General features: G+C 40.3%; 12 protein-coding genes and 1 riboswitch. Of the genes, 8 read left to right on the top strand and 4 right to left on the bottom strand.

From position 1 onward, the window contains the following. The first annotated feature begins 37 nt into the window (after positions 1-37). Together J7E63_RS05910 and J7E63_RS05905 are read left to right on the top strand one after the other, a co-directional pair. Positions 38-832 carry an alpha/beta hydrolase family protein gene (locus J7E63_RS05910; protein ID WP_215010652.1) on the top strand — a complete coding sequence of 265 codons (795 nt, stop codon included), beginning with the start codon at positions 38-40 and terminating at the stop codon, positions 830-832. A gap of 37 nt (positions 833-869) precedes the next feature. Further along, complete coding sequence (locus tag J7E63_RS05905) at positions 870-1,112, top strand: DUF2584 domain-containing protein (protein ID WP_168245394.1); 243 nt, start codon at positions 870-872, stop codon at positions 1,110-1,112. Positions 1,113-1,155: 43 nt separating this feature from the next. On the opposite strand, the gene pckA is transcribed toward J7E63_RS05905, so the two are convergent. Further along, the gene (gene pckA / locus J7E63_RS05900; protein WP_215010651.1) at positions 1,156-2,742 is read right to left on the bottom strand and encodes a phosphoenolpyruvate carboxykinase (ATP); all 1,587 of its coding nucleotides are present in this window, start codon (positions 2,740-2,742) and stop codon (positions 1,156-1,158) included. Positions 2,743-2,989: 247 nt separating this feature from the next. Further along, a riboswitch (SAM riboswitch) is annotated at positions 2,990-3,129 on the top strand. A gap of 200 nt (positions 3,130-3,329) precedes the next feature. On the opposite strand from pckA, the gene metK reads away from it, so the two are divergent. Then, positions 3,330-4,529 carry a methionine adenosyltransferase gene (metK, locus tag J7E63_RS05895; RefSeq protein WP_215010650.1) on the top strand — a complete coding sequence of 400 codons (1,200 nt, stop codon included), beginning with the start codon at positions 3,330-3,332 and terminating at the stop codon, positions 4,527-4,529. A gap of 315 nt (positions 4,530-4,844) precedes the next feature. After that, a complete protein-coding gene (gene asnB / locus J7E63_RS05890; protein ID WP_215010649.1) occupies positions 4,845-6,749 on the top strand; it encodes an asparagine synthase (glutamine-hydrolyzing) in 1,905 nt (634 codons plus the stop codon). Positions 6,750-6,973: 224 nt separating this feature from the next. Here the strand turns inward: asnB and J7E63_RS05885 are convergent, their stop codons facing one another. Beyond that, positions 6,974-7,486 carry a gamma carbonic anhydrase gene (locus J7E63_RS05885; RefSeq protein ID WP_214719273.1) on the bottom strand — a complete coding sequence of 171 codons (513 nt, stop codon included), beginning with the start codon at positions 7,484-7,486 and terminating at the stop codon, positions 6,974-6,976. 147 nt (positions 7,487-7,633) lie between these two features. Here J7E63_RS05885 and J7E63_RS05880 point away from each other — a divergent pair, with 147 nt between their 5' ends. Both J7E63_RS05880 and J7E63_RS05875 read left to right on the top strand, forming a co-directional pair. Next, complete coding sequence (locus J7E63_RS05880) at positions 7,634-8,437, top strand: alpha/beta hydrolase (RefSeq protein WP_214719272.1); 804 nt, start codon at positions 7,634-7,636, stop codon at positions 8,435-8,437. Positions 8,438-8,454: 17 nt separating this feature from the next. Beyond that, on the top strand, positions 8,455-9,537 hold the full coding sequence (locus tag J7E63_RS05875) for a tetraprenyl-beta-curcumene synthase family protein (RefSeq protein WP_215010648.1): 1,083 nt from the start codon (positions 8,455-8,457) through the stop codon (positions 9,535-9,537). A 21-nt stretch (positions 9,538-9,558) separates the two neighbouring features. Here J7E63_RS05875 and mnmM read toward each other — a convergent pair whose 3' ends face one another. Then, positions 9,559-10,131 (bottom strand): tRNA 5-(aminomethyl)-2-thiouridylate-methyltransferase MnmM, encoded by a 573-nt coding sequence (gene mnmM / locus J7E63_RS05870; protein WP_215010647.1) that lies wholly within the window; start codon positions 10,129-10,131, stop codon positions 9,559-9,561. A gap of 5 nt (positions 10,132-10,136) precedes the next feature. Beyond that, positions 10,137-11,093, bottom strand: coding sequence for a tRNA modification radical SAM protein MnmL/YtqA (gene mnmL / locus J7E63_RS05865; protein ID WP_215010646.1), 957 nt, complete (start codon positions 11,091-11,093; stop codon positions 10,137-10,139). Positions 11,094-11,309: 216 nt separating this feature from the next. On the opposite strand from mnmL, the gene J7E63_RS05860 reads away from it, so the two are divergent. After that, entirely contained in the window at positions 11,310-11,579 is a 270-nt protein-coding gene (locus J7E63_RS05860; protein WP_088089319.1) for a YtzC family protein, read from the top strand. Beyond that, positions 11,576-11,755: a glycogen biosynthesis protein GlgD gene (locus J7E63_RS05855; protein ID WP_088089318.1), complete on the top strand. Its 180-nt coding sequence runs from the start codon at positions 11,576-11,578 to the stop codon at positions 11,753-11,755. Before J7E63_RS05860 ends, J7E63_RS05855 begins: the two co-directional genes overlap by 4 nt. Positions 11,756-11,828: the final 73 nt, after the last annotated feature.

Below are 11,828 nucleotides of genomic sequence, written 5' to 3'. Positions count from 1 at the left end.
AGAGAATAAATTTTATAAAAAAAGGGAAGTTTTGCTGATGAGCCAATACAATGATGGAAAGATTGTTGATATCACGCGCTTTCCTTCTCCAAATCCCAATATTGAATTAAAAGTAATCACTTACCTTTCCAATGGATTACGAGTGAAAGGAATGCTTGCGGAACCGATTGGGGAAGGTGAGTATGATGGATTCCTTTATTTACGCGGCGGCATTAAAAATGTTGGCAAAGTTCGACCAGCAAGGATTGCCCAGTTCGCAGCGGAGGGCTTTGTTGTTTTTGCGCCTTATTATCGTGGAAATCAAGGTGGGGAAGGCAATGAGGATTTTGCCGGGGACGACAGGGAAGACGCCTTTTCCGCCTTTTTGCTGTTAAAATCTATGCCTAGAGTACGTGAAATACATATATTTGGGTTCTCGCGGGGTGGTGTAATGGCGCTTTTGACAGGAATTGAGTTCCCTGAGACCGCGTCTGTTGTCAGCTGGGGCGGGGTCAGTGATATGTCCCTCACCTATATGGAACGTAAAGATTTACGGAGAATGATGAAGAGGGTCATTGGCGGAACCCCTCAGAAATTTCCGGAACGGTATCAAGAAAGGACCCCTCTTTATCAAATAGAAAAGATCAAAGCCCCTGTCCTGATTATCCATGGTGCTAAAGACGGAAATGTTTCGGTGGAGCACGCGTATCGTCTTGAAAGAAGGCTGAGGTTACTAGAAAAACCAGTCGAAGCATGGTATTTTAACGAATTTACACATTACTTCCCACCAGCAGTAAATAGAAAAGTCGTGAATGATTTAACGAAGTGGATGAAAAGTCACCGTAAAAGATGATAATATATAGGTATTACAAGTAGAGGAGCGGATGTATATGGGTATGCCTCTTGAGTTAAATACGATGATTGTAACTAAAGGTAGAGAAAAACGAGTGGAAGAAAACGTCTTTTTGCTAGAAAAAGAAGGGTACAGACTTTATCCAATTGAGATTCCGATTGATGTAAGAAAAACAATCGATAGTGATTCAAGTGGTACCGCATTGATAAAAAAAGTCGAGTTGCAAAATAACAGCACGACCATAACCTATCAATTAATATCATTAAATTCGACTAACTAATGAGATTAGAAAGCCCATATCGAATCGATATGGGCTTTTGATATTATGCTATTGGTCCGCCTTTTTCTTCAATATCTTCTGAAACATTAGTGAATTTTTTAAAGTTTTCGCGGAACTTTGCGGCTAATTCTTTTGCTTTCTTTTCATATGCCTGCGAATCCGACCAAGTTTTAATCGGCTGTAGGACTTCGTCTGGTACACCTGCAATATGGAGCGGGATATTTAATCCAAAGATCGCGTCCTTGACAGTCTCCACATGGTTTAATTCTCCCTCAAGAGCGGCTTCAACCATAGCGCGCGTGTAGGAAAGTTTCATTCGATTACCGACTCCATATTCGCCGCCGGTCCAGCCAGTGTTGACAAGAAAAACATTGGCATTGTGCTCAAGTATTTTTTCACCGAGCATTTCTGCGTAACGAGTCGCAGGCAGCGGCAGGAATGGAGCACCAAAGCAAGTGGAGAAGGTAGCTTGTGGTGACGTTATTCCACGCTCTGTTCCGGCTAGTTTTGAGGTGTAGCCACTTAAAAAGTGATACATTGCTTGTTCCTTTGTTAATTTTGAAATTGGAGGCAAGACTCCGAATGCATCAGCGGTTAAAAAGACAATCGTATTTGGATGGCCAGCGATACTTGGTTGAACAATATTATCAATTGCGTCAATCGGATAAGCGGCACGTGTATTTTCGGTCAACGTTCCATCATCATAATCAGCGATTCTTGATTCCTGATTCAATGTTACATTTTCTAGGACAGTTCCAAAGCGGATGGCATCAAAGATTTGCGGCTCCTTTTCACGAGAAAGATTGATACATTTTGCGTAGCAGCCCCCCTCGATATTAAAGACACCATTAGAGGACCAACCGTGCTCATCATCACCAATTAATCGACGAGTGGAATCCGCTGATAAGGTTGTTTTGCCAGTTCCAGACAAGCCAAAGAATAAAGCAACATCGCCTTCAATCCCAACATTGGCAGAACAGTGCATCGAAAAAATATTGTTTTCAGGCAGTAAATAATTCATTACAGAAAAAATCGACTTTTTCATTTCCCCTGCGTATTCTGTACCACCTATTAAAACAATTCTTTTTTCAAAAGAAATCATAATAAAAGCTTCCGAGTTGGTACCATCGATAGCCGGATCTGCCTTGAAATTAGGTGCAGAAATAACGGTAAATCCAGCATCATGGGCAAGTAGTTCATCATCCGACGGGCGAATAAATAACTGATGTACAAATAAATTTTGCCAAGCTAATTCATTTACCACTTGGATGGATAAACGTGATTTTTTATCAGCACCCGCAAATCCTTTAAAAACAAAGATCTCATTTTTCTGTTGTAAATAATTAATGACCTTTTGATAAAGCTTTGTAAAAACCGGTTCTGAAATTGGTTGATTGGTCGTGCCCCATTCAATTTTGTCTTTAGTTGAATCTTCTAAAACAATGAATTTATCCTGTGGAGACCGGCCAGTATACTTTCCAGTAGCGACACTAATTGCTCCCGTAGAAGTTAATGCTCCTTCATGACGGGTTAAGACTTTCTCAACTAATTGAGGAACAGATAATTGCACATGAACATGACTTTCATTTAACAATTGATTTAATTCATTAGGAGTATCAACAGAATTCATTTAATGAGACCTTCCTTTATTTCGTTTTTAGGTTGTTAATAATATAAAAAGTATAACACATTAACTGAATTAATGTATCCTATTTAACTGGATTTATATATTATAAAACTTTAATTGAAGATATAAAAAAAATTTATAAAAGATACTAACATATTTCGTATATTTCCCATTTTGTTGAAAAACATTTCTTAAAAAATTCATTGACATTGTTGGGCAGTGTGATATTATTCTAATTTGAACGGATACTCTCTTATCCTGAGCTGGTGGAGGGACAGGCCCAATGAAACCCAGCAACCTGCAGTATGAAAAGATTGACCACTTAAAAGGTCCTTTTCAGGATGCGAAGGTGCTAATCTGACGCAAGGCTTTGACCTTGAACGATAAGAGCGAAAGGCCCGGAACAACCTTTCCTCTCTGGTAAGGTTTTTTGTTTTGTATAAGTCCTTTATGAAAAGAGTCTCTAATAAAAATCCTTTGTTTATTACATACTAAGGGAATGAGTACCGTATCAAATTCTCGATGTTTAAGGAAGTATTCCTGTAACCTTCCTAAAACCTCGATTATCTCATATTATAGGAGGAATTCAGATGTCAACAAAACGTCGTTTGTTCACTTCTGAATCAGTTACTGAGGGTCATCCTGATAAGATCTGTGACCAAATTTCTGATTCCATTTTAGATGCTATTTTAGCAAGGGATGCTAATGCCCGTGTTGCGGCTGAAACTTCAGTAACAACAGGACTAGTGCTAGTAGCAGGAGAAATCACCACATCTACCTACGTGGATATTCCAAAAATTGTTCGTGAAACGATTAAAAACATCGGCTACAATCGCGCGAAATTCGGTTTTGACTCAGAAACCTGTGCTGTTTTAACATCTATTGATGAACAGTCTCCAGATATCGCGATGGGTGTTGACCAAGCATTGGAAGCGCGTGAAGGTCAAATGTCTGATGAACAAATCGAAGCAATTGGTGCAGGGGACCAAGGTTTAATGTTTGGTTTTGCTTGTAATGAAACAAAAGAGCTTATGCCTCTTCCCATTTCACTAGCGCACAAACTTGCTCGCCGTTTAACAGAAGTACGTAAAGATAAGGTTCTTGATTACTTACGCCCAGACGGAAAAACACAAGTAACGGTTGAATATGATGAGAACGATAAACCAGTACGCATTGATACGATTGTTATTTCAACTCAACACAATCCTGAAGTTGAGTTAGAGCAAATTCAACGTAACTTGAAGGAATATGTTATTAATCCGGTAGTTCCAAACGAATTAATCGATGAAAAGACAAAATACTTTATTAATCCAACCGGCCGTTTCGTTATTGGCGGACCACAAGGGGATGCTGGCTTAACAGGCCGTAAAATCATCGTAGATACGTATGGTGGATATGCTCGCCATGGCGGTGGTGCCTTCTCTGGTAAGGATCCTACAAAAGTGGACCGTTCAGCTGCCTACGCCGCACGTTATGTTGCCAAAAATATCGTTGCTGCTGGCCTTGCTGATAAGGTAGAAGTTCAACTTGCCTATGCAATTGGAGTTGCTAGACCCGTTTCGATTGCAGTTGATACTTTTGGTACAGGTAAAGTCAGCGAAGACGTGTTAGTTGACCTAGTAAGTCAAAACTTCGACCTTCGCCCTGCAGGTATCATTAACATGTTGGATCTTCGTCGCCCTATTTACCAACAAACAGCAGCTTATGGTCACTTTGGCCGTACAGATGTGGATCTTCCTTGGGAGCGCACAGATAAAGTAGAAACATTACGTCAACAAGCAAATCTATAAATAGAAAAGCAGAAGCGCCTTGGCGCTGGAGCTAGACAATACAAAGGGAGTTACATACTACATGTAACTCCTGTTTTTATTCGTATGTCTATTTACCTGTACAGTAACAAATAATTGAAAAAATGAAGTGTTTAAGCAGGTCAAAAGAAGTAAAAAATGATGATATTAAATTTGCCTATGGTTCACAGTGCAATTTTTATAAAAAAAGTGGTAGTATTAGAGAGTATGTTTTTCTGTCTAGCTCCAGCGCAAGGCGTTTGCGCTTTGGGGCAATACGTCCTTTTAAAGGATATTTAGAATGAGGTGAAGTACATAATGTGTGGTTTTATCGGTTGTGTACACGACAAAACACAAAACTATAGTGATGAGCAAAAACAACAATTTAAAAATATGAACGATATTATAACTCATCGTGGGCCGGATGATGATGGTTTTTATTATGATAATCATATCCAATTTGGGTTCCGCCGTTTAAGTATCATTGATATTGAAAGTGGTCATCAACCGCTTACGTATGAAAATGAACGCTACTGGATTATCTTTAATGGTGAAGTTTATAACTATGTAGAACTGCGCGAGGAGCTATTGAGCGAAGGATTAACCTTTTCAACTAGCTCCGATACCGAGGTTATTATTGCACTCTACAGCCATTTGAAGGAAAAAGCCGTCGAAAAACTACGCGGAATGTTCTCCTTTGTCATCTGGGATAAACAAGAACAAACTCTTTATGGCGCGCGTGATCCGTTCGGGATTAAACCGTTTTTTTATTTTGAAGATGGTGAAAGAACATTTTTTGCCTCTGAGAAAAAGAGTATTCTATTGGGGCTCGAAAATGATGTTCTTAACTATGATTCCTTGCAGCATTATTTGACCTACCAATTTGTTCCTGAACCAACCACCATGTCTGATGGTATTAAGAAATTAGAGCCAGGTCATTTTTTTACCAAAAAGATTGGCTCACCAATGGAAATCAAAAGATATTGGAAAGCACACTTTAAACCCGTTCACAAATCAGAACCTGATTTTATCAAGGAAATTAAAGATGTCCTGTTCGATTCTGTAAAAATGCACATGCGCAGTGATGTTCCAGTAGGCTCATTCCTTTCTGGCGGGATTGATTCTTCGATTATTGCATCGATTGCAAAAGAATATCACCCTGCAATTAAAACCTTTTCGGTAGGTTTTGAGCATAATGGATTCAGTGAAATTGATGTCGCAAAAGAGACAGCTGAGAAGCTTGGTGTCGAAAATATCAGCTATGTGATTTCACCGCAGGAATATATGAATGAAATTCCAAAAATTATGTGGCATATGGATGATCCGCTGGCAGACCCTGCTTGTGTCCCGCTTTATTTTGTTGCCCGTGAAGCGAGAAAGCACGTAACCGTTGTTCTTTCAGGTGAAGGTGCGGATGAATTATTTGGCGGCTACAATATTTATCACGAGCCGCAATCCTTAGAGGTGTTTAATAAAATTCCGAGAGCAGGAAAAGTGCTTTTAAAAGGGATCGCAGGTATGATGCCTGAGGGAATGAGAGGAAAAAGCTTTATCGAACGCGGTGTAACTCCAATGGAAGAACGTTACATTGGTAATGCGAAAATGTTTACCGAAGAAGAAAAGCGCGAACTACTAAATGTCTATCGTGAGGGATTAGATTACACTGATATAACGAAGCCGCTTTACGCCGAATCGCGTGGTTATGATCCTGTGGACCGGATGCAGTATATTGATATCCATACATGGATGCGCGGCGATATTTTGCTGAAGGCCGATAAAATGACGATGGCTCATTCCTTAGAACTTCGTGTGCCATTCCTTGATAAAGCGGTCTTCGAAGTGGCATCAAAAATTCCGACCAGCCTGAAAACAGTGCATGGAACGACGAAGTATATCTTACGTAAAGCAGCCGAAGGTGTTGTACCTGCCCATGTACTTGACCGGAAGAAACTTGGGTTCCCTGTACCAATCCGTCATTGGTTAAAGGATGAAATGAACGAATGGGCGAAGAAGATCATCCGCGAAAGCAACACGGATCATTTGATCAATAAATCATATGTGCTTCAATTGCTTGAAGACCATTGCCAAGGTAAAGCCGATAACAGCAGGAAGATTTGGACTGTGCTGATGTTTATGGTATGGCATCAAGTATATGTTGAAGATGTCTATTCCTTTCAACGTGATTACGCACTAGAAAAGGCCCTGCAAACATCGAAAAATTAATCGTAAAAGCACCCAAATTTCTTGGGTGCTTTTGCTTTTTCTCTGTTACACTTGCCAAGTTGATTTCCGCTCCAGGTGCTTCGCTTTCCGTGGGCGGTTCGGGGAGCCTTCTCGGCGCTAAGCGCCTGCGGGGTCTCCCCTGCCCCGTCCTCCCGCAGGAGTCTTCGCACCCTTCCGCTCCAATCAACTTGGCAATAAAATCAACACAGCCTATTTTTTAAGAATTATGATTGGATTGACTTATAATATTGTCCCTTTTCTGCATATTCTGTAGAGATTCTTACCATATCTTTTATGTCTTCTGGAGTTAATTCTCTAATAACTTTTGCCGGTCTGCCAAATGCTAAGGTATTAGGGGGAATTTTTTTCCCTTGCGGAACCAGACTGCCGGCTCCAATAAAAGCACCCTCGCCGATTTCAGCATTATCAAGAATGATGGAACCCATTCCTATTAACGCTTTTTTTCGAATGATACAACTGTGTAGAATAACCTGATGACCAATCGTTACTTCATCTTCTAAAATTAGCGGGTTATTGGGGCTTTGGTGTAAGATAGAATTATCTTGTATATTTACTTTCTTACCAATAATGGTTGGGGCAACGTCCCCTCTGATAACGGTGTTAAACCAAACACTTGATTCATCGCCAATCTCAACATCACCGGTAATCGTTACATAGTCGGCAATATAAGCAGTATCAGCTATGCGGGGGTACTTCCCTTTAAATGGATAAATCATTATTCTCGCTCCTTTTGTATGATGATTCTATTTTATCGGAAGTATGAAGTGATTCACAAAAAATTTGTCTTTTTTATTATAAAGGGACTAAAGATAGTTTGGAAATTTTCCAGCAATAGGTAATAACTAATTCCAGGGGGGAAAACTATGTGGAAGTGGGAAGCAGAAGGAGAAGCGAAGGCTGTTATCGTGATCGTCCATGGCGCTATGGAACATCATCGCCGTTATGGCTGGCTGATTGAAATGTGGCGTTCGGCTGGATTCCATATCATTATGGCAGATCTTCCGGGGCAAGGGATGACAACAAGAGCAAACCGCGGCCATATTAATTCCTTCGATGAATATATTTTCGAGGTGAAAGATTGGATACAGGCTGCTTATCGTTATGATTTACCAGTCTTTTTACTTGGTCACAGTATGGGCGGCTTGATCTCAATCCGTCTCTTACAGGAAGAAAGATTGAATGTCGCTGGAGTCATTCTTTCTTCCCCATGTTTAGGGTTAGTTCATACTCCTTCCAAATTTTTAGATATTCTATCGCATGGTCTGAATGTGGTTTTCCCTTCACTTCGGATGAATTCCGGATTGACGGTTCAAATGGCGACAAGAAACGAAGAAGTAAGGGAAGCCGATTCAAATGATACTCTCTATATTACCAAGGTATCGATCAGATGGTATCGGGAATTGGTAGGGGCGATCAAAGAGGCATTTCAAGACCTTGAAAAAATACAGGATATTCCCATGCTTGTCATGCAAGGTGGAGATGACAAAATTGTAAATAAAGGCACCGTAAAAGAATGGTTCAATCATGTTCCATTATCTGAAAAAAGATTTAAGGAATGGCCGAAATGTTACCATGAAATCTTTAATGAACCAGAGCGGGAAGAGGTATTTGAGTATGCAAAGGATTTTGTTTTAAGTCAATTAAAAGCAATAGGTTATATTGTTTAGAAAGGTTGTCGGTTTCAATGATGCCAATCACCCTTATGTCTAGGGTATATCGCAAAATACTTCCAGCAGTACACAAAGAATTGGCTTATTGGAAAAGCCGTGCTAAAAACATTCCGAATGCGGAGCTAAGAACCCAAGCTCTCGCAAGCATTGAGCATAAAACATTCCATTGTGAAGGTGGAGCCATCCTCGCACTAACTGCTAAAGAGGACTATAAAAAAGCCATAAAATTTATCGTTGCCTATCAAACCATCAGTGATTATCTAGATAATCTTTGTGACAGAAGTACCTCTCTTGATCCTGCGGATTTTGCAGCACTCCATGAATCGATGTCAGATGCATTTGTTCTACAGGCTGGCAAAAAAAACTATTACCGGCTCCGCGCGGATCAGGATGATGATAATTATTTGTATGATTTATCGGAAACCTGTCGTTCTGTCCTAAGGGAAGTAAATAATTATGATGGAATCAAAGATTACTTGCTCGAGCTTTGCCAATACTATTGTGATTTACAAATTCACAAGCATGTAACTCAAGAGGAGAGAGTCCCTCGTCTTGAAAAATGGTTTCAAACCAACCAATACCAGCTGCCTGAAATGGAATGGTATGAATTCTCGGCATGTTCCGGTTCTACCTTAGGAATTTTTTGCCTCATATCCTATGCGCTTCGTGATGATTTTCAGCTGAGAGATGCAGAAAATATCAGGAAGGGGTACTTTCCATATATTCAGGGCTTACATATTCTATTGGATTATTTTATTGATCAAGAGGAGGACATCGCGGGAGGGGACTTGAATTTTTGTTCCTATTATCAAAGTGAGGAAAAACTTTTTCAGCGGTTGAAGCATTTTGTGGTAGAAGCTGACCGACACACGGAATACCTTCCGCATAAGAACTTCCATCGCCTGATTAATCGCGGTCTGTTAGGAATTTATTTATCAGATGCCAAGGTCCGCAAACAGAAAAACGTCCGTAAACTGGCAAAAGGCATTATCAAGTCGGGCGGCTGGATTAGCTATTTCTTTTATTTCAATGGTCTTGCCTACCGTTCTGTGCAAAAATCAGTACCGGCATTTGTAACAAGGTTAATCACAAAATAAACCAGGCGCGAGCCTGGTTTGTTATATTTTTTCAATCGCAATAATAAATGCTGGATGATTTTGTTGATTAATAAATTGGTATTGGAGCACATGTGCCGTTTTCTGGTCCATTTGCTGGCAATAGGAAAGCAGAGAATCACGCTCCTCGGCACCGCCTTTGTGACCATGATAAATAACAAGCACGATGATTCCTTCAGGTGCCATGATCTCCAATAGTTGTTGAATGGCAGCAATCGTTGTTTCAGGACGAGTTATAATTGCTTTATCACTGCCTGGAAGATAACCTAAGTTAAAAATCGCACCTGAAATCTTACCGTAATGGATGTCGGGAATCAATTGGGATAGGTTTTCATGACCTGAATGAAAAATTGTGACTCGCTCTAACATGAATTTCTGTTTCAGACGTTCCTTGCTAGCAACAATGGCTTCATTCTGAATATCAAATCCAAATACTTGCCCTGATTCTCCAACAACCTCTGCTAAGAAAACAGTATCATAGCCATTTCCTACTGTCGCATCAATAACGACATCCCCAGGTTTAACCGCTTTAATGAGTAGACTTTTCGCAAACGGAAGAATCTTATCTATGTTCATTGTTACTACACCAAGTTCCCCTGATAAAATTTTCCCTGCCAACTGTTCCTTTCTTTCAGTTTAGCATCAATCGCATTTAAGACTTCCCACTTGTTTATACTCCACATGGGTCCAACCATTAAGTCAATTGGTCCGTCACCTGTGATTCGGTGAACAATCATTTCGGGTGGTAAAATTTCCAATTGGTCACATACTAAGTTTACATAGTCTTCTTGGGACAGAAACTCAAGCATTCCTTTTTCATATTGCTTGACCATGGGCGTTCCTTTTAACAAATGCAGCAAATGAATCTTTATACCTTGCACGTCTAACTTGGCAACTTCATGCGCTGTTTCCATCATCATGTCATAGGATTCAAGCGGCAGGCCATTAATGATGTGAGAGCAGATACGAATGCCATGTTTCCTAAGCTTAGTAACGCCGTCTTTATAGCACTGAAAGTCATGGGCACGATTAATAAGTGAGGCAGTCCGCTCATGAACCGTTTGAAGCCCTAATTCAACCCATAAATAGGTGCGTTGGTTTAATTCCGCTAAATACTCGACCACATCATCGGGCAGACAATCAGGACGAGTGGCGATTGATAAACCCACTACGCCTTCCTGATTTAGAACTGATTCGTATTTTTCGCGGAGAACATCTACAGGTGCATGGGTATTTGTAAATGCCTGAAAGTAGGCCATATATTTACCATCTTTCCATTTCGTGTGCATTTTTTCTTTTATTTCGTTAAATTGTGTTTCCAAGGTCTCCACGCGATTTCCAGCAAAATCACCTGATCCGGACGCACTACAAAATGTGCAGCCCCCGTGTGCCACCGTGCCGTCACGGTTAGGGCAGTCAAATCCCCCGTCGAGTGCAACCTTAAATACCTTATGACCAAATTGCCCACGAAGGTGGTAATTCCATGTATGGTAACGTTTATCATCAGAAGCATATGGAAAAGGTCTAGTCTGAATCAATCAGAAAACCCCCTTTATAAAAAGTAAAAGACATAACATCAATTTTATCATGATATGACAAGCTTATCCAAATGTAATTATTAACGGCCATGGTTGGTAAAATTTATCCAACTGTTTATGTTATAGGAAAAAGAATGGAGAACACAATAAGAAATGAAGCATTTTGCTTCTAGAGATTCAACGGGGATTGAGTTATTACAGAAGGGGGTTCTAAAGATGGCTACTCGCGACTCAATGGACAACTTAATGCAGCAGGTTGAGGATGCAATTCGCTATGCCGAGGAACAGTACAAACAAAGCAGCCTTCAAGAGCATTATAATGATGATGATTACACAAAGGCACTGCAACAGCTTGAAGATACTTATCTGGACATTGCAAAAATGGCCCAAAGTGCAAATTCGCAGCAAAGGGACCAACTCCATAGAATGAGACTCCAGCTTCAGCAGCTTCAGAACACAATGATTCTAGAGGGGGAAAACCTTTGAAAAAGCGTTCCAAGCAACAAAACCCTGAACAGAAAACACGGAATGGAATTAATAATCAAGATCTGGAACTCGGACAAGATTTCGATCTTGTAAAACAAGCAAAGAAAAACTATGAAAAAACAGGCGGGCAGCCGGTGAAATCCAAATTTCACCAAGAAAAGGACCAGTCCTCCTAAAAATACAGAAGGAACCCTCATTTTTTTCATTGAGGGCTCCTTTTTTTTTCGCGAATAATTTGCCGAAAAATCA

This window comes from Bacillus sp. ISL-75 (genome assembly GCF_018613095.1).
This window is presented reverse-complemented; position numbering and strand designations above follow the sequence as displayed.